The 20,406-nt window shown below is 64.8% G+C and carries 24 protein-coding genes and 1 tRNA gene; 16 read left to right on the forward strand and 9 right to left on the reverse strand.

The annotated features are described in order from the left end of the window. The first annotated feature begins 13 nt into the window (after window positions 1–13). Both XI05_RS22065 and XI05_RS22070 read left to right on the forward strand, forming a co-directional pair. Window positions 14–334: a hypothetical protein gene (locus tag XI05_RS22065; protein WP_271505534.1), complete on the forward strand. Its 321-nt coding sequence runs from the start codon at window positions 14–16 to the stop codon at window positions 332–334. 283 nt (window positions 335–617) lie between these two features. After that, window positions 618–953 (forward strand): hypothetical protein, encoded by a 336-nt coding sequence (locus XI05_RS22070; protein WP_172786720.1) that lies wholly within the window; start codon window positions 618–620, stop codon window positions 951–953. 37 nt (window positions 954–990) lie between these two features. On the opposite strand, the gene queD is transcribed toward XI05_RS22070, so the two are convergent. The 3 genes from queD to XI05_RS22085 form a co-directional block, all read right to left on the reverse strand. Continuing rightward, on the reverse strand, window positions 991–1,347 hold the full coding sequence (queD, locus tag XI05_RS22075; protein ID WP_211407620.1) for a 6-carboxytetrahydropterin synthase QueD: 357 nt from the start codon (window positions 1,345–1,347) through the stop codon (window positions 991–993). Between the two features lie 82 nt (window positions 1,348–1,429). Then, window positions 1,430–1,506, reverse strand: a tRNA-Arg gene (locus XI05_RS22080). A gap of 261 nt (window positions 1,507–1,767) precedes the next feature. Then, the gene (locus XI05_RS22085; RefSeq protein ID WP_442869306.1) at window positions 1,768–3,267 is read right to left on the reverse strand and encodes an ATP-binding protein; all 1,500 of its coding nucleotides are present in this window, start codon (window positions 3,265–3,267) and stop codon (window positions 1,768–1,770) included. A 349-nt stretch (window positions 3,268–3,616) separates the two neighbouring features. Between XI05_RS22085 and rpmH the strand changes: the two genes are divergently transcribed. From rpmH to dapE, 11 genes are all read left to right on the forward strand, one after another. Next, the gene (rpmH, locus tag XI05_RS22090) at window positions 3,617–3,751 is read left to right on the forward strand and encodes a 50S ribosomal protein L34 (protein WP_008542748.1); all 135 of its coding nucleotides are present in this window, start codon (window positions 3,617–3,619) and stop codon (window positions 3,749–3,751) included. 27 nt (window positions 3,752–3,778) lie between these two features. Further along, window positions 3,779–4,180, forward strand: coding sequence for a ribonuclease P protein component (rnpA, locus tag XI05_RS22095; protein ID WP_271505536.1), 402 nt, complete (start codon window positions 3,779–3,781; stop codon window positions 4,178–4,180). A gap of 16 nt (window positions 4,181–4,196) precedes the next feature. Then, a complete protein-coding gene (gene yidC / locus XI05_RS22100) occupies window positions 4,197–6,050 on the forward strand; it encodes a membrane protein insertase YidC (protein ID WP_271505538.1) in 1,854 nt (617 codons plus the stop codon). Window positions 6,051–6,190: 140 nt separating this feature from the next. Then, window positions 6,191–6,844, forward strand: coding sequence for a ribosome biogenesis GTP-binding protein YihA/YsxC (gene yihA / locus XI05_RS22105; protein WP_271505540.1), 654 nt, complete (start codon window positions 6,191–6,193; stop codon window positions 6,842–6,844). Next, on the forward strand, window positions 6,844–7,209 hold the full coding sequence (locus XI05_RS22110; protein WP_271505909.1) for a DUF423 domain-containing protein: 366 nt from the start codon (window positions 6,844–6,846) through the stop codon (window positions 7,207–7,209). Before yihA ends, XI05_RS22110 begins: the two co-directional genes overlap by 1 nt. Before the next feature lie 181 nt (window positions 7,210–7,390). Further along, the gene (gene argB, locus XI05_RS22115; protein WP_130363552.1) at window positions 7,391–8,278 is read left to right on the forward strand and encodes an acetylglutamate kinase; all 888 of its coding nucleotides are present in this window, start codon (window positions 7,391–7,393) and stop codon (window positions 8,276–8,278) included. A 197-nt stretch (window positions 8,279–8,475) separates the two neighbouring features. After that, entirely contained in the window at window positions 8,476–9,462 is a 987-nt protein-coding gene (locus XI05_RS22120) for a DUF1036 domain-containing protein (protein ID WP_271505912.1), read from the forward strand. Between the two features lie 14 nt (window positions 9,463–9,476). Beyond that, window positions 9,477–10,175, forward strand: a complete 699-nt coding sequence (locus tag XI05_RS22125; RefSeq protein WP_271505542.1) for a pyrimidine 5'-nucleotidase — start codon at window positions 9,477–9,479, stop codon at window positions 10,173–10,175. Between the two features lie 187 nt (window positions 10,176–10,362). Then, window positions 10,363–11,208 carry a 2,3,4,5-tetrahydropyridine-2,6-dicarboxylate N-succinyltransferase gene (dapD, locus tag XI05_RS22130; protein WP_271505544.1) on the forward strand — a complete coding sequence of 282 codons (846 nt, stop codon included), beginning with the start codon at window positions 10,363–10,365 and terminating at the stop codon, window positions 11,206–11,208. Between the two features lie 144 nt (window positions 11,209–11,352). Then, on the forward strand, window positions 11,353–11,979 hold the full coding sequence (locus tag XI05_RS22135) for a DUF805 domain-containing protein (protein ID WP_271505547.1): 627 nt from the start codon (window positions 11,353–11,355) through the stop codon (window positions 11,977–11,979). Beyond that, window positions 11,976–13,142, forward strand: coding sequence for a succinyl-diaminopimelate desuccinylase (dapE, locus tag XI05_RS22140; RefSeq protein ID WP_271505549.1), 1,167 nt, complete (start codon window positions 11,976–11,978; stop codon window positions 13,140–13,142). The genes XI05_RS22135 and dapE overlap by 4 nt, the downstream gene beginning before the upstream one ends. 174 nt (window positions 13,143–13,316) lie before the next feature. On the opposite strand, the gene truA is transcribed toward dapE, so the two are convergent. The 3 genes from truA to def are packed head-to-tail and all read right to left on the reverse strand — an operon-like array spanning window position 13,317 to window position 15,517. Further along, window positions 13,317–14,054, reverse strand: a complete 738-nt coding sequence (truA, locus tag XI05_RS22145) for a tRNA pseudouridine(38-40) synthase TruA (RefSeq protein ID WP_271505551.1) — start codon at window positions 14,052–14,054, stop codon at window positions 13,317–13,319. Then, the gene (gene fmt, locus XI05_RS22150; protein ID WP_271505553.1) at window positions 14,054–14,977 is read right to left on the reverse strand and encodes a methionyl-tRNA formyltransferase; all 924 of its coding nucleotides are present in this window, start codon (window positions 14,975–14,977) and stop codon (window positions 14,054–14,056) included. Before fmt ends, truA begins: the two co-directional genes overlap by 1 nt. Before the next feature lie 12 nt (window positions 14,978–14,989). Continuing rightward, on the reverse strand, window positions 14,990–15,517 hold the full coding sequence (def, locus tag XI05_RS22155; RefSeq protein WP_036041776.1) for a peptide deformylase: 528 nt from the start codon (window positions 15,515–15,517) through the stop codon (window positions 14,990–14,992). A 169-nt stretch (window positions 15,518–15,686) separates the two neighbouring features. Between def and XI05_RS22160 the strand changes: the two genes are divergently transcribed. The 3 genes from XI05_RS22160 (at window position 15,687) to XI05_RS22170 (ending at window position 18,872) form a co-directional block, all read left to right on the forward strand. After that, window positions 15,687–16,886 carry a DNA recombination protein RmuC gene (locus XI05_RS22160; protein ID WP_271505555.1) on the forward strand — a complete coding sequence of 400 codons (1,200 nt, stop codon included), beginning with the start codon at window positions 15,687–15,689 and terminating at the stop codon, window positions 16,884–16,886. Window positions 16,887–17,035: 149 nt separating this feature from the next. Beyond that, window positions 17,036–17,329: a GIY-YIG nuclease family protein gene (locus XI05_RS22165; RefSeq protein ID WP_271505557.1), complete on the forward strand. Its 294-nt coding sequence runs from the start codon at window positions 17,036–17,038 to the stop codon at window positions 17,327–17,329. 181 nt (window positions 17,330–17,510) lie between these two features. After that, the gene (locus XI05_RS22170) at window positions 17,511–18,872 is read left to right on the forward strand and encodes an AmpG family muropeptide MFS transporter (RefSeq protein ID WP_271505559.1); all 1,362 of its coding nucleotides are present in this window, start codon (window positions 17,511–17,513) and stop codon (window positions 18,870–18,872) included. A 124-nt stretch (window positions 18,873–18,996) separates the two neighbouring features. On the opposite strand, the gene XI05_RS22175 is transcribed toward XI05_RS22170, so the two are convergent. Genes XI05_RS22175 through XI05_RS22185 form a run of 3 tightly spaced genes read right to left on the reverse strand, consistent with a single transcriptional unit; the run spans window position 18,997 to window position 20,385 of the window. After that, entirely contained in the window at window positions 18,997–19,431 is a 435-nt protein-coding gene (locus tag XI05_RS22175) for a hypothetical protein (RefSeq protein WP_271505561.1), read from the reverse strand. Window positions 19,432–19,460: 29 nt separating this feature from the next. Continuing rightward, window positions 19,461–20,063 (reverse strand): recombination mediator RecR, encoded by a 603-nt coding sequence (gene recR, locus XI05_RS22180; protein ID WP_025032504.1) that lies wholly within the window; start codon window positions 20,061–20,063, stop codon window positions 19,461–19,463. A 1-nt stretch (window position 20,064) separates the two neighbouring features. Beyond that, complete coding sequence (locus tag XI05_RS22185; RefSeq protein ID WP_172786703.1) at window positions 20,065–20,385, reverse strand: YbaB/EbfC family nucleoid-associated protein; 321 nt, start codon at window positions 20,383–20,385, stop codon at window positions 20,065–20,067. Window positions 20,386–20,406: the final 21 nt, after the last annotated feature.

Here is a 20,406-nt window from a genome sequence, read left to right on the forward strand (position 1 = left end):
GCGGAGGAATCAAATGATCCACGCCACTTGCCATACCGCCGACAATGTGCGCTGCATCGAGTTCGATGCCACGCCGTGGTTCAGCGAGGCTGAGGCTCCGAGCATCGTCGATTTGGCCCAACGAGGATGGACCAGCACGGCGATTGCAGAGTCCCTCGAGCATCGACGAGGATACGAAGGCTTGCACGACCTCGTCGAGTATGCGGCGAAGCGACTGCAAGCGGAATCCCTGGAGGACCCGACCTGGGAAACCTTCGAGTGCGTCGTCGATGGACCCGAGGCCGTCGCCTGGCTCAAGCAAAACCGGCCCAACGTCGCGGCAAGGATCCGGTAAGCCACAGGAAGCGCAGCAAAGGCCACCATCAGCATCTCCTGAAGGACGAGTTCGATCGAGCGCGATTGCGGCTTCCTCGCCCTCGAATGGCAGTGTCCGATCTTACAAAGCGCGATCCGCGCGTCATCATACTTTGGTCCTGATCGTACTTTGGTCCTGATGCGGGACCGTAGTGGCCCGTGTACATAGCATTGCGCTTGATCAATTCAGGCGGGTCCCGTCCGGACAAATTACCGGCTCTATTGCATTGGAGACGCGTGTGGCTGGAAATGGATTGACGTCGATGGCCGCCCCATGCGCGGCTCATCAGAATGCGGCAGATCGAATCGTCTATCTGATCTTCGACAACATTGCCGGACGGCCCGGCAGAGCCGGCCGGAAAACCGAGGTCGAGCGGACTGACATCGAAACCGTCATCTCGAACCTGATCGCCGGCCGTTTCAACGACCCCGTCCGCATCGTCGCCTTCGATCCGCTAGGTCATTGGTCGAAGGACGTGTCGAGAGAGCTTGCGGAAGAAATCCAGACGCGTTGCGACATCGACACCACGCCCGTGCCGGAGCACATCCGGGACTTCGTCAGGAGCCATTGGGCCGCCCCGGCAGCAGTCGCTTTTTGATCTGGTCGTGCTGAACGGGTCAGCTTGCGGTTGTCGTTCACCGCCCTTGATATTCGGCCCAACAGTCCGCCGTTTCGTAAACTCGTATTGCGGAAAGCTGGTGGAGACGCGAGCCCAACCGGTCCCATATCCAGATCGCGATATTCTCAGCGGTTGGGTTCTCGAGTCCTTCGACGTCGTTCAGGCATCTGTGGTCCAGGGCCTCCAGGACGCCGGCAAAGCATTCTTCAATATCGAAGAAGTCCGCGACGAAACCCGTGTGCGGGTCCACGGGTCCCTCCAACTGAACCTCGACCCGATAGGAATGTCCGTGCAGCCGGCTGCACCGGTGCGTTTCCGGCACGTTCGGCAGGCGATGTGCCGCCTCGAATTTGAATGCCTGCGATATCTTCATCTGATTTCCAAGGGCGCGCCCCATCCGCGACCTCGGACGAGCGACCGGACACTGCATTGCTTTTGCCGGCATCGGAAGAAGCTGGCGCGCCCGGAACGATTCGAACGTCCGACCCTCAGATTCGTAGTCTGATGCTCTATCCAGCTGAGCTACGGGCGCGTTTTTCGCGACAGTGCGGGCAGGGCCCGCAAGCAGCCCCCGGGCGGAGCCGGAGGGGGTGCGAAAGAGCGCTCTGACTAACCGCTCTTGTCCCGATTGGCAAGGTCCGGGATGGGGAGATTTTTGCAGGGCGATAACGGTTCGGGCGTCATTCCGGGGCGATGCGCAGCATCGAACCCGGAATCTGGCGCCAAACCTTCGGGATTCCGGGTTCTCGCTACGCGAGCCCCGGAATGACGGAGACTGTGGCCGCCGGCCGACTCAAGCCCTCTGCCGCTCGTTGCGGATGGAGAGCAGTTCCACGGGACGGTCGGGGATGACGATGCGGAAGGTGGCGCCGATGGTGCCTTCGACCAGGTGGATGTCGCCGCCGTGGGCGCGGACCAGCTCGGCGGCGATGGCGAGGCCAAGGCCGCTGCCGCCGGGGCGGCCCGAGGTCTGGAAGGCCTCGAACAGGCGCTCCCGGGTCTTCGGGGGGACGCCGGGGCCGGTGTCGGAAACCTCGAGAATCGCGACGGCGCCTTCGCGCTTCCCGGTGATCCGGATCTGCTGCACACGCCCCTCGCCCGCAGCATGGCTTTCGAGCGCCTGGGCGGCGTTGCGGACGAGGTTGAGCAAGACGCGGAACAGCTGGTCGGGGTCGGCATCGACCGCGAGCCCGCGCTCGATCGCAGCGACCCAGGCGATCGAGGCCTCGTTGGCGAGCCCCGCGGTCTCCCGCACCTCCATCACCACAGGCTCGATCAGGATCATGCGGCGATCGGGCGCGGCCTCCTGGGCGCGGCCGTAGGACAATGTCGACTGGCAGAAGGCGATGGCGCGCTCGAGCGAGCGCACGAGCTTGGGCGCAAAGCGCTGCACGCGCGGATCCGGCACGCTGGCGAGCTGGTCCGACAGCAGCTGGGCCGAGGCGAGCAGGTTGCGCAGATCGTGGTTGATCTTGGAGACGGCAAGGCCGAGGGCGGCGAGCCGGCTCTTCTGGTGCAGCATCGACATCAGGTCGCGCTGCATGTCCGACAATTCGCGCTCGGCGACCCCGATCTCGTCGCTGCGCTGGCTCGGCACGATGATGCCGGCCGAGCTCTCGGGATTTTCGTGGAAGCCGACCAGGCTCGCGGTCAGCCGCCGCATCGGCCGCACGAAGAGATAATGGAGCGCGAGATAGACGAGGCCCGCGGTCAGCACCGCGATGATCAGCGCGACCACGACGACGTTGCGGGAGAAGCGGTACATCTGCTGCCGCAGCGGCAGCTCGTCGGTGACGATCTCGATGAACTGGGCATTGCCGACCCCGGGCCCGACGATGCGGATGGCCTGGTTGCCGGTCTCCAGCATCATCCGGAACGAGCCGGTGATCGCCTCCCAGGCGGTCACGTCACGCAGGTCGATGTCATGCTCGATGGCGGCGGGAATGTTGTCGCTCGCGAGCAGCCGGCGCTGCTGGCCCATCTTGATGGCGACGGCACGGGCGTTGATGCTTTTCAGGATCTGGCGCGACAGCGAATCGGGAACCATGCCGAGCGGCGCCGCATCCAGCACCAGAGCCGCGGTGTTGGCGGCCGCCACGCGATCGTTGAGCCGGTTGACCCAGAAATTGGCGATGGCGGGGACGTAAAGCAGGCTGGCGGCGATCATCACCAGGGGCACGGTGAGCAGCAGCAGCTTGCCGGACAGCCCCAGCCCGCACGAGCCGCGGGGCCGCATCGCCGGCTGGTCCGGCTGATCCAGATCCTGGATCGGCTGGCGATCTGTGGCTGCCACGAAACTCGCCCCTGTTGACCTTGGCTGATGGAGGATGCGACCCGACCGATGTCCGGTCAAATTACGGATCGCTAATCTGCCAAGGTGGGATGTAAGCGCTGATAGCGCGAGTCGCCACCTCAAGGGTTAAAAACCTCGCGCAAACAGCGATATTCACCAAAATCGCGCGCTTGTGCGGCGTTGACGAAAACAAGGCGCTCCCTTATAAGCCGCGCGAATTGTCCGCGATGACCCGGTGCGACACCGGGAGCGGCTCTCTTGGGGCCGAAAAGGGCCCGTTTTGGGCCGCATCTTCCGGACTTTACCATCAATTCTACAGGCAAATTGCCCGGTCAGCGGAGAAAAACCCGTGAAGCGGACTTATCAACCCAGCAAACTGGTGCGCAAGCGCCGTCACGGCTTCCGCGCCCGTCTCGCCACTGCCGGCGGCCGCAAGGTTCTCGCCGCCCGCCGCGCCCGCGGCCGCAAGCGTCTGAGCGCCTGAGCCGGACCCCCTTTTTGGGATTTCATCATGGATCGGCTGAGGCAGCGGGCGGATTTCCTCGCCGTTGCCAATGGCGCGCGGGTGAATAGTCCCGCGTTCGTCCTGCAAAGCCTTGACCGAAAAAGCCTTGGCCGCGACGATTCCGGCCCGGTCAGGATCGGCTTCACCGTCACCAAAAAGAACGGCAACGCCCCCGAGCGCAATCGCATCCGGCGCCGGCTCCGCGAATTGGTGAAGCGGCTCGATCCGACATCGATGCAGCCCCACCACGATTATGTCCTGGTCGGACGAAGGGACGCGCTCTCGCGCGACTTCGCCACCATGCTCGACGATCTGCGCATAGCGTTCACGAAGCCCGCGCGGCATACGGCCAAGGCGCGCGGCCACAGGCCGGGTCACGCCGCAGCGACCAGCCGCAAACCGGATTGATGACGAGACAATCGAGATGACCGACAATCGCAATACCATCCTCGCCGTCATTCTGTCCGGCCTGGTGCTGATCGCCTGGCAGTATTTCTACAACGTGCCGCAGATGGAGAAGCAGCGCGCCCAGCAGCAGGCGCAGACCGAGCTCCAGAAGACGACGCCGCAGCCGACCGCCTCGGCGACCCCGGGCGCCGCGCCGCAACCCGGTGGTGCGGCCCAGCCGGCAACGCCGGCCGCGAGCCAGCCCCAAGCGGTCGTTTCCCGCGAGGCCGCCATTGCAGCGAGCCCGCGCGTCAAGATCGAGACGCCGCGGATCGCCGGCAGCATCTCATTGAAGGGCGGCCGTATCGACGACATCGCGCTGGTGCAATATCGCGAGACGGTCGATCCGAAATCGCCGCCGATCGTCCTCTATTCGCCGTCGGGCACGGCGGAGCCCTATTACGCCGAGTTCGGCTGGGTTGCGGCGACGGGCGTGACGGCAAAGATGCCGGATGCCCAGACCGTCTGGCAGCAGGAGGGCAGCGGCAGCCTGACGCCGTCGACACCGGTGGTGCTGAAATGGGAGAATGGCGACGGCCTGACCTTCCGACGCACCATCACCGTCGACGACCATTATCTCTTCACCATCAAGGACGAGGTGAGCAATGTCGGCAACGCGCCTGTCACCCTCTATCCGTTCGCGCTGATCTCGCGCCACGGCGCGCCGCAGGTCTCGGGCTATTACATCCTGCATGAAGGCCTGATCGGCTATCTCGGCGACGAGAAGCTGAAGGAATATAGCTACAAGCAGGTCGACGAAGCCAAGCAGGTGAATTTCAACAATGTCACCAATGGCTGGCTCGGCATCACCGACAAGTACTGGGCCTCGGCGCTGCTGCCCGACACCAATGCGCGGCTGCAGGGGCGGTTCTCGTCGAACCCCGTCGGCAAGGTTCACACCTATCAGACCGACTACCTGCTCGACCCCGTCACCGTCGCGATCGGCGGCACTGCGACGGCGAATGCGCGGCTGTTCGCCGGCGCCAAGGAAGCCGGCGTCGTCGGCATCAACTTCCCGCTCGCCGGCCTCGGCGGCTACAACAAGGCGCTCGACCTCAACCATTTCGACCTGTTGATCGACTGGGGCTGGTTCCACTTCCTCACCAAGCCGATGTTCCTCGGCCTCGACTTCTTCTACCGCTTCTTCGGCAATTTCGGGATCTCGATCCTGCTGGTGACGGTGATCGTGAAGCTGTTGTTCTTCCCGCTGGCGAACAAGTCCTACGCCTCGATGGCGAAGATGAAGTCGATCCAGCCGCAGCTGCAGGCGCTCAAGGAGCGCTATCCCGACGACAAGGTGAAGCAGCAGCAGGAGATGATGGAGATCTACCGCAAGGAGAAGATCAATCCGGTCGCCGGCTGTCTTCCCGTGCTGATCCAGATCCCGGTGTTCTTCTCGCTCTACAAGGTGCTGTTCGTGACCATCGAGATGCGGCACGCGCCGTTCTACGGCTGGATCAAGGATCTCTCGGCGCCGGACCCGACCAACTTGTTCAACCTGTTCGGGCTGATCCCGTTCGACCCGACCACGATTCCGGTGTTCGGCTATTACCTCGCGCTCGGCATCTGGCCGATCATCATGGGCATCACGATGTGGTTCCAGATGAAGCTGAATCCGACGCCGCCGGATCCGACGCAGCAGATCATCTTCAACTGGATGCCGCTGATCTTCACCTTCATGCTGGCGGGCTTCCCGGCAGGTCTCGTGATCTACTGGGCCTGGAACAACCTGCTCTCGGTGCTCCAGCAGAGCTACATCATGCGCCGCAACGGCGTGAAGGTGGAGTTATTGGACAATCTCAAGGCGACGTTCGCGAGGAAGGCGACGTAAGCGCCGTCATTGCGGACGCAAATGCCTCCAAGTCGTCATGGCCGGGCTCGTCCCGGCCATCCACGTTTAGGAGGGTGCTAGACAGCCAGACGTAGATGGCCGGGACAAGCCCGGCCATGACGAGAGGATAGACCGCTCGCATGAACGACAAGACCGACGAGCGACTGATCGAGGCCGGGCGAAAACTGTTCGCCCGCGACTGGCAGTTCATCTGGGCCTCGCCTTCGATCGAAACGCTGCCGCCGATGGCGGGGCTGGAGATCGCCTTTGCCGGACGCTCCAATGTCGGCAAGTCGAGCCTGATCAACGCGCTCACGGGGCGCAACGCGCTGGCGCGCACCTCGCACACGCCGGGCCGCACCCAGGAGCTGATCTTCTTCGAGGTCCCCGGCAAGAACGACCTGCGCCTCGTCGACATGCCCGGCTACGGCTATGCCAAGGCGCCGAAGAGCCAGGTCGCGTCCTGGACCGAGCTGATCCACAAATTCCTGCTGGGCCGCGCCAGCCTCGCCCGCGTCTACGTGCTGATCGACGCGCGGCATGGGATCAAGGACGTCGATCTCGAGGTTCTGAAGACGCTCGATCGCTCCGCCGTCAGCTACCAGATCGTGCTGACCAAGGCCGACCAGGTGAAGGCCGCCGAGCTGCAGGCGCGCATCGCCGAGACCGAGGCCGCACTCGCCAAGCATCCGGCCGCGTTCCCGACCGTGCTCGCGACCTCGTCACGCAGCTCGACCGGCATGGAGAGCTTGCGCGCCGCGATGGCGAAGCTGTTGGAAGAGCGGGCCGCGTGATGCTGGCGTACCGCCTGCTGATCGGGCTTGCCGGCCTGATGGGTGCCGCCGGCGTCGCGCTGGCCGCCGCCGCCGCCCATGGCGCGGACGCTAATCGTCTTGCCTCCGCCAGCGCCATGCTGCTGTTTCATGCAACGGCCATGCTCGCGACGATCGCCTTGCTCACGCGCGGCCTTCTGCACGGCGGAATTGGGCTCGTGGCGGCGTTCGGCTTCGCGATCGGTGCCGCACTGTTCGCAGGCGACCTCACCTTGCGGCAATATGCCGGGCATTCGCTGTTTCCGATGGCGGCGCCGACGGGCGGAACGGTGATGATTTTGGGCTGGCTGGCGGTGACGTTGGCGGTGGTGGCGGCGAAAAGGTGATGCTCGTGTCCCGGACGCGGTGGGGCACGCAGTGACGCTCCGCAGAGCCGGGCCCCCCCCGGCTCTGCAGCGCACCGCTGAAGAAGCGCTGCGCTGCGTCCGGGGCACGAAGACCACTTTGCGCTGTCCCCGCCAATCGGATAGAACGCGCAGCATTCGACCCGCCAGCGAGACCCGCGACATGACCGACATCTCTCCGCTCGACCAGGCCCGCATCCTGTCCGAAGCGCTGCCGCACATGCAGCAGTATGACGAGGAAACCATCGTCATCAAGTATGGCGGCCATGCCATGGGCGACGAGGAGACCGCGAAGAACTTTGCCCGCGACATCGTGCTCTTGGAGCAGACCGCGATCAACCCGGTGGTGGTGCATGGCGGCGGGCCGCAGATCGCGACCATGCTCAAGCGCCTCGGCATCGTCTCGGAATTCGCAGCTGGCCTGCGCATCACCGATGCCGCGACGATCGAGATCGTCGAGATGGTGCTGGCCGGCTCCGTCAACAAGCAGATCGTCGGCTACATCAACGAGGCCGGCGGCAAAGCGGTGGGCCTGTCCGGCAAGGACGGCAACATGGTGAAGGCGACCAAGACGACGCGCACCATCGTCGATCCGGACTCGCATATCGAGAAGGCGGTCGACCTCGGCTTCGTCGGCGACCCCGAAAAGGTCGACCTCACTTTGCTCAACCAGCTGATCGGCTACGAGCTGATCCCGGTGCTGGCGCCGCTCGCGACCTCCAAGGAAGGCCAGACGCTGAACATCAACGCCGACACCTTTGCAGGGGCCGTTGCCGGCGCGCTGAAAGCCAAGCGCCTGCTGCTGCTCACCGACGTGCCCGGCGTGCTCGACAAGTCGAAGAAGCTGATCCCGCAATTGTCGGTGAAAGACGCACGAAAACTGATCGCCGACGGCACCATCTCCGGCGGCATGATCCCGAAGGTCGAGACCTGCATCTACGCGCTGGAGCAGGGCGTCGAGGGCGTCGTCATCATCGACGGCAAGATGCAGCACGCGGTGCTGCTTGAGCTCTTCACCAATCAGGGCACGGGCACGCTGATCCACAAGTGAGACGAGAGACGCCACGCACGAGAGCCGTCATGCCCGGGCTTGTCCCGCCTGCGCGGCCGAAGCCGCTTCGGCGCGGCGAAGGCCCGGGCATCCACGACCTTTCTTCTCGTGGCAAAGACGTGAATGGCCGGGTCAAGCCCGGCCATGACGAACCGACAGAGCGTCGCCCGCGCCGCTCCCCCCTCACCCGCTTCCTGATGACGCTGCCAGCGGCCGTCGTCTCCTTCTTCTTCTCCTCCGCGCCGGCGATCGCCGACCTCAAGATCTGCAACCGCATGTCCTATGTCGTCGAGGCCGCGATCGGCATCGACGACAAGGCCGCCACCGCGACGCGCGGCTGGTTCAGGATCGATCCCGCCGCCTGCCGCGTGGTGGTGCAGGGCACGCTGACCGCCGACCGGATCCTGCTCAACGCCCGCGCGCTCGGCGTCTACGGCGCGTCCCCGATCCCGCAAAGCGGCAACGACATGCTCTGCGTCGCGCAGGACAATTTCGTCATCGCGGCGGCGCGGCAGTGCCGCAGCGGCCAGACGCAGGTTCCCTTCACGCAGGTGACGCCGACGCAAGGTGCGGACGGCAACCTGGTCGCTTATCTCGCCGAGGATTCCGAATATGACGACGAGCAGGCGCGCCTCGCCGGCATCCAGCGGCTCCTGGTGATCGCCGGCTACGACGCCGCGCCGATCGACGGCGTCGACGGGCCGAAGACGCAAGCGGCGCTGACCGCCTTCCTGAAGAGCCGCGGCCTGTCGGCCGACATCGCGGGCTCGCAAAACTTCTTCAAGACCATGGTCGATGCAGTGCAGACGCCGTCGGCGACCGGCCTCACCTGGTGCAACGACACGCCGCACAAGGTGATGGCGGCGATCGCGACCGACGACGGCAAGGCCATGACGAGCCGCGGCTGGTATCGCATCGATCCCAAGACCTGCCTGCACCCCGACGTGACCGGCCAGCCGAAACAGATCTTCAGCTTCGCCGAAGCGGTCGACGCCGACAACCGCGTCGTGAAGCTGAAGGACAAGCCGCTGAACTGGGGCGGCGATAGGCAGCTCTGCACACGCGAGACCAAGTTCGAGACCAGCGAGCAGACCGATTGCGGCGCGCGCGGCTTTGCGCCGACGGGCTTCGGTGCCGTGGACATGTCGAGCGGCGGCAAGACGCTGCGCTTTGCCGTGCCGTGAACGAGAGACTTGTGATGAGCCCACCCCGCAGCTTCAGCCATGTCGACACCTGGGTGTTCGACCTCGACAACACGCTCTATCCGCATCACGTCAATCTGTGGCAGCAGGTCGATGCGCGGATCGGGGAGTTCGTCTGCAACTGGCTCAATGTCGGGCCGGAGGAAGCGCGGGCGATCCAGAAAGACTATTACCGGCGCTTCGGCACCACGATGCGCGGCATGATGACTCTGCATGGCGTTCGCGCCGACGACTATCTCGCCTATGTCCACAAGATCGACCACTCGCCGCTGGAGCCGAACCCCGCGCTAGGTACGGCCATCGCAAAGCTGCCGGGGCGAAAACTGATCCTGACCAACGGCTCGGTCGACCATGTCGATGCCGTGCTGGCGCGGCTCGGCTTCGCCGGCCATTTCGACGGCGTGTTCGACATCATCGCCGCCGAGTTCGAGCCGAAACCCGCGGAGCAGACCTATCGCAAGTTCCTGAGGGATCATGCGGTCGATCCGACCCGCGCCGCCATGTTCGAGGACCTCGCCCGCAACCTCACCGTCCCGCACCAGCTCGGCATGACCACCGTGCTGGTCGTCCCTGACGGGACCAAGGAGGTGGTGCGCGAGGATTGGGAGCTGGAAGGCCGCGACGCCGCCCATGTCGACCACGTCACGGACGATCTGGCGGGGTTTTTGGCGGGATTGTCATCCTGCCCCAAATAGCCGTCATACCCCGCGAAGGCGGGGTATCCAGTAATCGCTGGCGTCTCGATTCATTGCCACCGCCGCGGCGTACTGGATCACCCGCCTTCGCGGGTGATGACACCGAACCAAGCTTGACTCTCCCGGCCCAAATCCCGAAAAAGCGCTCCAATTCTCGCGAAACACGCGCTCCCCAGAGGAAATCCCGATGTCCCTTGCAGCCCTCGAATCCACCATCAACAGCGCCTTCGAGGCGCGTGACGGCATCTCGACCTCGACCAAGGGCGAGGTGCGCGAAGCCGTGGACCAGGCGCTGGAGACCCTGGACAAGGGTGAGGCGCGTGTCGCCGAGCGCGGCGCTGACGGCAAGTGGAAGGTCAATCAATGGCTGAAGAAGGCCGTGCTGCTGTCGTTCCGCCTCAACGACATGGACGTCATTGGCGGCGGCCCCGGCAAGGCAAGCTGGTGGGACAAGGTGCCCTCGAAGTTCGAGGGCTGGGGCCCGAACCGCTTTCGCGATGCCGGTTTTCGCGCGGTGCCGGGCGCGGTGGTGCGCCGCTCGGCCTTCATCGCCAAGAACGTCGTCTTGATGCCGTCCTTCGTCAATCTCGGCGCCTATGTCGATGAGAGCACGATGGTCGACACCTGGGCCACCGTCGGCTCCTGCGCCCAGATCGGCAAGCGCGTGCACATCTCCGGCGGCGCCGGCATCGGCGGCGTGCTCGAGCCGCTGCAGGCCGAGCCCGTCATCATCGAGGACGATTGCTTCATCGGCGCGCGCTCGGAGGTCGCCGAAGGCGTGATCGTGCGCAAGGGCGCGGTGCTGTCGATGGGCGTGTTTTTGGGTGCCTCGACCAAGATCGTCGACCGCGAGACCGGCGAGGTCTTCATGGGCGAAGTGCCCGAGTACTCCGTGGTGGTGCCCGGCGCGCTGCCCGGCAAGCCGATGAAGAACGGCCAGATCGGTCCGAGCACCGCCTGCGCCGTCATCGTCAAGCGCGTCGACGAGCGCACGCGCTCCAAGACCAGCATCAACGAGCTGCTGCGGGATTGATGCAAGGCGAGTAGCGAATGGCCAGTGGCGAATAGGGCGCGCACCCAACGCGAAGCTATTCACCATTCGCTGCCAGGATCGAACCCACCCTCCCTCTATCGCGACCAATTTCCGGGCGGTCCCGTTCCGCCCGGAGCCGTGCGCATGAACTGGACCTGGTACCTCTTCCGCTTCGACGGCCGCATGGGCCGCGCCGGATTCTGGTGCAGCCTGATCTTTGTCCTGTGCGGAATGATCCTGCTGCTCTTGCTCTGCCTGAGCGTCATGTCCGCGCTCGGCAGCGAGGTCAAATCCTTCAATCTGAATGCTGAGAACGTCTTCAAGATCGTCGATCCCGCGGCCTATCGATGGTCGCTGCTGGACAATTTGCCGCTGCTGCTGCTCAAGCTGGCCGCAACCGGATTGGTGCTCTGGATCGATCTCGCGATCATGGTGAAGCGCCTGCATGACCGCAACAAGAGCGCATGGTGGCTACTTGCCTATTTCGTGCTGCCGGGCCTCTACAAGCAGTTCGAGGACCGCCTTCCGGACAGCTATTGGATGCTGCCGCTCGCGTTGGCGAGCGTCATCCTCCCCCTCGCCGCTTTCATCGAGACCGGCTTCCTGCGCGGCACCGTCGGGCCCAATCGGTTCGGTCCTGATCCGGCAGCCGAGGGCGATTCCACATCCGCCGCGCCTCCTGCGAAACGCTGGGACCAGGGCCGCGAGATCGAAATTGTCCCGCCCAGCGCTAGCCCACCCGGCGGCATGCATGTTAAGCGGGGCGCATGACCGATGCTCTCTCGATTGCCCGCGATCTGATCCGTTGCCCCTCAGTCACTCCGGCCGATGCCGGCGCACTCGGGGTGCTCGAAAAAGCCCTGAACGAAGCCGGCTTCACCTGCCACCGCGTGACCTTCAGCGAGCCCGGTACCACCGACGTCGACAATCTCTATGCGCGGATCGGCACTGAAGGCCCGCACATCACCTTTGCCGGCCACACCGACGTGGTGCCGCCCGGCGATGAGAGCGCCTGGAGCGTCGGCGCGTTCTCCGGCGAGGTGAAGGACGGCGTGCTGCATGGCCGCGGCGCGGTCGACATGAAGGGCGGCATCGCCTGTTCGGTCGCCGCGGCGCTGGAGCATCTGGCCGCCAACGGCGGCAAGCCGCGCGAGGACGGTGCGGGCTCGATCTCGTTCCTGATCACCGGCGACGAGGAAGACGTCTCCATCAACGGCACCATCAAGCTGCTCAATTGGGTCGCCGAGCGCGGCGAAAAATTCGATCATTGCGTGCTCGGCGAGCCTTCCAATGTCGAGACGCTCGGCGACACCATCAAGGTCGGCCGGCGCGGCTCGCAATCCGGCACGCTCGTCGTCGACGGCGTGCAAGGCCATGTCGCCTATCCGCACCGCGCTTCTAACCCGGTGCCGGATATTTCGCGGCTGATCGTGGCGATCTCCGACGAACCGCTCGACCACGGCAGCGCGCAATTCCAGGCCTCCAATCTCGAATTCGTCTCAGTCGATGTCGGCAACAAGGCCTTCAACGTCATTCCCGGCGAGGCCCGCGCGAAATTCAACATCCGCTACAACGACAACCACACCCAGGCGAGCTTGCGCGAATTGGTCGAGACGCGCCTCGCCAAGGCCTGCGGCAACCGCATCAAGGCCCGCATCGTCTGGGAGCCCTCGAACTCGAACGTGTTCGTGACCAAGCCGGGTCCGTTCACCGATCTCGCAGTGTCCGCGATCGAGGAGGTGACGGGCCGCAAGCCCGAGCTGTCGACCTCGGGCGGCACGTCGGATGCGCGGTTCATTTCCAGCTATTGCCCCGTGATCGAGTTCGGCCTGGTCGGGCAGACCATGCACCAGATCGACGAGCGCGTGCCGGTCAAGGATTTGGAGCAGCTGACGAAGGTGTATCGCGGGATTTTGGCGCGGTATTTTGCTTGAGGCACTGTTGCCTCCACAAACCCAAGTGTCATCGCCCGGCTTGACCGGCCGATCCAGTATTCCAGAGACGGCAGTGATCGTGTCGAGAGGCCGCGGCGTACTGGATGCCCCGGTCAAGCCGGGGCATGACACCGAGGGGTTGGCAAGAGTGTGCCCGCTCTCTGCGCCGCTCGCCTAATAATCCACCTTCATCAGATACAGCCCTTCGGGCGGGGCGACGATGCCGCAGGCGGCGCGGTTGCGGGCTGCGAGTGCGGCGGAGAGATCGTCGGCGGTCCAGCGCCCTTCGCCGACCCAGACCAGCGATCCCACCATCGAGCGCACCTGACTGTGCAGGAAGGAGCGTGCCGAGGTGATGACGTTAATCTCGCGGCCGTCGCGGGTCACGTCGAGCTGGTCGAGCGTCTTCTCCGGCGATTTGGCCTGGCACTCGGTGTCGCGGAAGGTGGTGAAATCGTGCTTGCCGAGCAGGCGCTGCGCCGCGGCATGCATCGCGTCAGTATCGAGCTTGCGCGGCACGCGCCAGGCGTGGCCGACATCGAGCGCGAGATTGGCGCGGGTGTTGACGATGCGATAGCGGTAGTGGCGCTTGACCGCCGAGAAGCGTGCTTCGAAGGTATCAGGCACGATCTCGGCCTCGAGCACCGCGATCGGATGCGGGCGCAGATGCGCGTTGAGCCCATCGCGAAAACGGCCCGGCGGAAACTGCTTGTCGACGTCGACATGGGCGACCTGACCGCGCGCATGCACGCCGGCATCGGTGCGGCCGGCGCCGTGCACGCGCAAATCCGCTCCGGTCATCGCCTTCACGGCCGCCTCGAGCGCGCCCTGCACCGACGGCAGCGTGTCCTGCACCTGCCAGCCGAAGAACGGCGCGCCGTCATATTCGATGGTGAGCTTGTAGCGGGGCATCAAGAAAACCGCATCGGCGGCTTGACCGGCACGCCGCGCAGGAAGTCCGCGGCCTGCATGCGGGCCTTGCCCTCGCGCTGCAGCTCGATGATGCGGATGGCGCCGTCGCCGCAGGCGACGGTGAGGAGATCGTCGAGCACCTCGCCAGGGGCGCCGGCGCCTTTCGCCAATTCGCAGCGCAGGATTTTTACGCGCGCATCGTCAAGGTCGGCCCAGGCGCCGGGGAACGGCGACAAACCGTGGATGTGGCGCAGCACCGCGCGCGCGGGCTTGCTCCAGTCGATCCGCGCCTCGGCCTTCTCGATCTTGGCGGCGTAAGTGACACCGTCCTCGCTCTGTGCCTTGAGCTGGAGGCCACCGCGTTCGAGCGCGGCCATGGCGCGCACCATCAGGTCGGCACCGAGGCGCGAGAGGCGATCGTGCAGATCGCGCGCGGTCATGCTGTCGGTGATTGCGATGCGCTCGGCCATGGCGACGTCGCCGGTATCGAGGCCGACATCCATCTTCATCACCATCACGCCGCTCTCGGCATCGCCGGCCATGATGGCGCGGTTGATCGGCGCGGCGCCGCGCCAGCGCGGCAGCAGCGAAGCGTGCAGATTGTAGCAGCCGAGTCTTGGTGCATCGAGGATCGCCTGCGGCAGGATCATGCCGTAGGCGACGACGACGGCGGCATCGGCCTCGAAGGCACGGAACTCCGCCAGCGCCTCCTCGGTCTTCAGCGTCTTCGGCGTCAGCACGGGAATGCCGAGCTTTCGCGCGGCTTCCTCGACCGGCGTCGGTTGCAATTGCAGGCCGCGCCGGCCGCCGGGCTTCGGCGCGCGGGTGTAGACCGCCGCGATGTCGTGGCCATGCGCGACCAGCTCGAGCAGCGTCGGCACGGAGAAATCGGGCGTGCCCATGAAGATGAGGCGGAGGGGCATCGACGGATACCCCTACTCCGCCGCGCGCTTGGCGGCTTTCTCGAATTTCTTCATGACGCGGTCGCGCTTGAGCTTCGACAGATAGTCGACGAACAAGACGCCGTTGAGATGGTCGATCTCGTGCTGGATACAGGTGGCGTAGAGGCCTTCGGCATCCTCCTCATGCACCTTGCCGTCGAGATCGGTGAAGCGCACGCGCACCTTCGCGGGCCGCTCGACCTCCTCGTAATATTCGGGGATCGAGAGGCAGCCTTCCTCGTACACCGACAGCTCCTCGGACGAGGCGATGATCTCGGGGTTGATGAAGACCCGCGGCAGCGGCTTGGTCTCGCCGTTCTCGTCGCGCTTGGCGAGGTCCATGGTGATGAGACGCAAGGGCTGCGCGACCTGGATCGCCGCCAGGCCAATGCCGGGCGCGTCGTACATGGTCTCGAACATGTCGTCGGCAAGCTTGCGGATCTCGGCCGTGACCTTCTCGATCGGCTTGGAGACCAGACGCAGCTGCTTGTCGGGCAGGATGATGATTTCTCTGAGGGCCATGGCCGCGATTTAAGCCGCGCGCCGGATGCGGTCAATGCGGCCAGGAACCCGTTAACCCCTCGCTAACCATAAAACTTCGCCTTTCGTTAACCATAAAAATTAGGGGGTGGTTAACCCCGATTGTTCCCTCTTCGTTCGCGAATATCGGCGAATCGCGTTAGAAGGGCCCATGAACGAGATCATTTTCATGCTGGGCGACTGGCCGGTGCGCACGATCGATGCGCTGATCGGCTTCGGTGCGCTCGTCCTCATCCTGCTGGTTGTGATTGCGGTCGTGATCGCGCGCTCGGGGCGGCGCGGCGCGGAACTCGCCATGGCGCACGCGATCCGGGCCGACGAGCTCGAGGAGCGCCTCGCCCAAGTGCTGCACGCCCAGAGTGAGGCTTCGGGCCGGGTCGATGCCATGACCCAGGCGCTGGCGGGACGTCAGGCCGAGATGGCGCGGGCGGTCAACGAGCGGCTGGATTCGGTGACGCATCGCGTCGGCCAGTCCATGGAACATTCGACCCGCAACACCATGGAGAGCCTGCGCGCGCTGCACGAGCGTCTCGGCATCATCGACAACGCGCACAAGAACCTCACCGACCTCACCACGCAGGTGACCACCTTGCGCGACGTGCTCGCCAACAAGCAGTCGCGCGGCGCGTTCGGCCAGGCGCGGATGGAGGCGATTGTCCAGGACGGTCTTCCCAAGGGATCCTACGAGTTCCAGTTCACGCTCTCGACCGGCAAGCGGCCGGACTGCGTCGTGTTCCTGCCGGACCAGCGCCCGCTCTGCATCGATGCGAAATTTCCGCTGGAGGCGATGACGGCGCTGCACGACGCCCGGACCGAGGAGGAGCGGCGCGTTGCCACGCAGCGCCTGCGCAGCGACGTCATGAAGCATGTCAGCGACATCGCCGAAAAATATCTCGTCACCGGCGAGACCCAGGAGATGGCGCTGATGTTCGTGCCGTCGGAATCGGTCTACGCCGAGATCCACGACGGCTTCGACGACGTGATCCAGAAGGCCTATCGCGCCCGCGTCGTTCTGGTGTCGCCGTCGCTCCTGATGCTCGCGATCCAGGTGATGCAGCAGATCATGAAGGACGCGCGCATGCGCGATGCCGCCGACCAGATCCGCACCGAGGTGATCAAGCTCGGCGACGATCTCGGCCGCCTGCGCGACCGCGTCCTCAAGCTGCAGAAGCATTTTTCCGACGTCAACGAGGACGTGCGCCAGGTGCTGATCTCCGCCGACAAGATCGAGAAGCGCGCAGGGCGCATTGAGGAGCTCGATTTCAGCAAGAGCGATGCGGTGGAGGGACCGCGGCTGGTGGCGACGGGGGCGGGCGAGCTGTTTCCGCGGAAGCTCCAGGCGGGGGAGTGAGATTGGCGCACACTGTCATGCCCCGCGAAGGCGGGGCATCCAGTACGCCGCGGCGTTGTGATTGAACCGAGACGCTGGTGGTTACTGGATCGTCCGCCCCAGTGCGCAATTGCGCACAAGGCGGACGATGACGGTGGTGAGATGATCACATGGGTTACTACGTCTACATTCTCGCCAGCCGAATTGGCGGCACGCTCTATATAGGCGTGACGAACGATCTCGTCCGCCGAGTGGCGCAGCACAAGTTGAAGGCCATCGAAAGCTTCACGGAGAAGTACGACGTCGCCCGACTTCTCTACTTCGAGCAATTCGATGATCCCGAGAATGCGATCAAGCGGGAGAAGCGGCTGAAGAAGTGGAACAGGGCGTGGAAGGTTCGGTTGATCGAGCAGCATAACCCAAACTGGGATGATCTCTATCCTGGTATAGCCGGACCACCATAGCGCCGTCATACCCCGCGAAGACGGGGTATCCAGTCCGCCGCAGCAGTTGTGATTGAACGAGCCGCTGGTGATTACTGGATCGTCCGCCTTCGCGGACGATGACACCGAGCGTGTTGAAAGCTCTCCCGTCTGACCAGCTACCGCGAGAGTCTTTTCCCCCAGAATCTGCTAACACCTCCCCATGACCGCACCCGACGCGACCTCCTCCGCCGTGACCGCCGCCCCTGCGCCCTCCTGGCGCGAGAGCCTTGCCGTTTACCTGCAGCCGCGGGTGCTGATCGTGCTGTTTCTCGGCTTCTCCTCCGGCCTGCCGCTGGCGCTGTCGGGATCGACGCTGCTGGTGTGGATGGCCGAGGCCGGTGTCGATCTTGGTACGATCGGGCTGTTTGCGCTGGTTGGAACGCCATACACGCTGAAGTTCCTGTGGGCTCCGCTGGTGGATGCGCTGCACGTGCCGTTCTTCACGCAGGCCTTCGGACGCCGCCGCGGCTGGCTGGTGTTTTCGCAATTGCTGCTGATCGGCGCGATTCTGCTGCTCGCGCTGACCGATCCGGCACGTTCGCCGCTGCTGGTCGCGCTTGGCGCGCTGCTGGTCGCGACGATGTCCTCGACGCAGGACATCGTGGTCGACGCGTTCCGCGTCGAGAGCCTGCCCGAAAGCGAGCAGGCCGCGGGCATGGCCGCCTATGTCGCGGCCTATCGCATCGGCATGCTGGTATCGACCGCGGGCGCCTTATTCATCGTCACCGGCTTCGAGGCAATCGTCCCTCGTGGCGCCGCCTGGATGTGGGGCTATGTGGTGATGGCGGCTCTGGTGCTGATCGGCACGGTGACGGCGCTGGCCGCCACCGAGCCCGCGCAATCGAAGCGCGCCGAGGCCGTCACGCGCGACGAGGACGCGATCACGCGGGTATTCCACGCCGCGCTGGGGGCGTTCTCAGAGTTTTTGCAGCGAAAGGAGGCATGGGCTGCGCTTGCCTTCGTCGTGCTGTTCAAATTCACCGACGCGTTTTCCGGCAACATGACCGTGCCGTTCGTGATCGACATCGGCTTCACGCGCAACGACTATGCCGTGATCGTCAAGGGCGTCGGCATCGTCGCGACCTTGGCCGGCGGCTTTGCCGGCGGCTTCGTGGCCCGGCGCTATTCGCTCGCAACCAGCCTGTGGATCGGCGGCATCGTCCAGGCGATGTCCAACCTGTCGTTCTCATGGCTGGCGCTGGTCGGCGTCAACGAATGGGCCCTGACCCTCGCGATCACCTCCGACAATTTCTGCAACGCCATCGGCACCGTGATCTTCGTCGCCTATCTCTCGGCGCTGTGCCAGAACCCGCTGCACACCGCCACCCAATATGCGCTGCTGACGGCGCTCGCCGCCGTGGGACGGACCTATTTGTCGTCGGGCGCGGGCTATCTGGCGAAGGCAACGGGCTGGCCGATGTTCTTCGCGATCTCCGTCCTCGTCGCCATCCCGAGCCTGATCCTGCTGGCGTATTTGCAGAAGCGCGGGCATTTCGAGGCGCTGGGGCCGGTGAGGGTGTGACGCTGCCGTAGGTCTCGTAGGGTGGGCAAAGGCGCAACGCGCCGTGCCCACCATCACGCTATGAATAGAAACAGGTGGTGGGCACGCTTCGCTTTGCCCACCCTACGGCACCTCACTTGCCCCCCTACTGCTTCTTGATCAGGCTCCACTTGGTGATCACGGCTTCGCTCATCTGGCCGGGATCGCTGGCGCAGGCGACCTCGTCCACCTTCACGGAGATCTCCTTGCCGACGAAGGATTTCAGCTGCGCGGCCTGCGCGTCGCTGGAGGTGACGAGCTGGAACGTCTCGGGGCCGGTTTCGAGGTTGCACAGCCCGTTCGGCGGCGGCAGGCGGCGCGGTTCCGACGTGATCTGGTAGGTCGCGACGCGCTTGCCGTTCTTGGCGTCGCGCACCTTCATCGCGTTGAGCTCGCCCGAGAGCACGTCGCCATTGTTGATCGGCTTGCCGGGCTTGGACGGCGGCGGCGCCTCGTCGCGTTGCTGCGCGGAGATGGCCGGGGTCACCAGCATCAGCATCGTCGCGACCAAAGCGAAGCGTGTGGCGAAAAGTTTCGTCATGTCGTCCGTTCCGTGGAAAGTCTGGATGGCTAGAACAGGGTGCGCTGCCGCATCGCAGCCGATAGCGTACCTTCGTCGAGATAATCAAGCTCGCCGCCGACGGGAACTCCATGGGCGAGCCGCGTCACCTTCACATTGGCGTCCTGAAGCAGGTCGGTGATGTAATGCGCCGTGGTCTGGCCGTCCACCGTCGCATTCAGCGCCAGGATGATTTCATGCACCTCCGCTGCGTGGGCACGCGCGACCAGTGCGTCGATGGTGAGGTCCTGCGGGCCGACGCCGTCGAGCGGCGACAATGTCGCGCCGAGCACATGATAGCGACCCTGGGTCGCATTGGCCCGCTCCAGCGCCCAGAGGTCGGCGACGTCGGCGACGACGACGATGATGGAGGGGTCGCGCTTCGGATCGGTACAGACCGTGCAGGGGTTTTGCGTGTCGATGTTGCCGCAGGTCTTGCAGACCTGGACCTTGTCCAGCGCCACCTGCAAGGCGCTCGACAGCGGCATCATCAGCGCTTCGCGCTTCTTGATCAGATGCAGCGCCGCGCGCCGCGCCGAGCGCGGACCGAGGCCCGGCAGCCGCGCGAGCAGCTGGACCAGCCGCTCGATCTCAGGACCTGCAACAGCGCCCATCTTATTGGCCGAACAGCCCCGGCGGCAGGCCGAGCCCGCCGGTGAGGGCCTGCATCTTCTCCTGCATGGCGGTCTCGGCCTTGCGGCGCGCATCACTGAGGGCGGTGACGAGCAGGTCTTCCAGAACCTCGCGCTCTTCGGCCTTCATCAGCGAAGGATCGATCCTGACGCCCTTGACGTCCATCTTCGCCGTCATGCGCACGGCGACGAGGCCGCCGCCGGAGATGCCCTCGACCTCGACGTTGGCGAGTTCGTCCTGCATCGCCTGCATCTTGGATTGCAGCTGCGCCGCCTGCTTCATCATGCCGAGAAAATCAGCCATGGGTGCGTGTCCTTGAAAACA

The sequence above is a fragment of the Bradyrhizobium sp. CCBAU 11357 genome (assembly GCF_028128865.1).
In the GTDB taxonomy this organism is placed as follows: domain Bacteria; phylum Pseudomonadota; class Alphaproteobacteria; order Rhizobiales; family Xanthobacteraceae; genus Bradyrhizobium.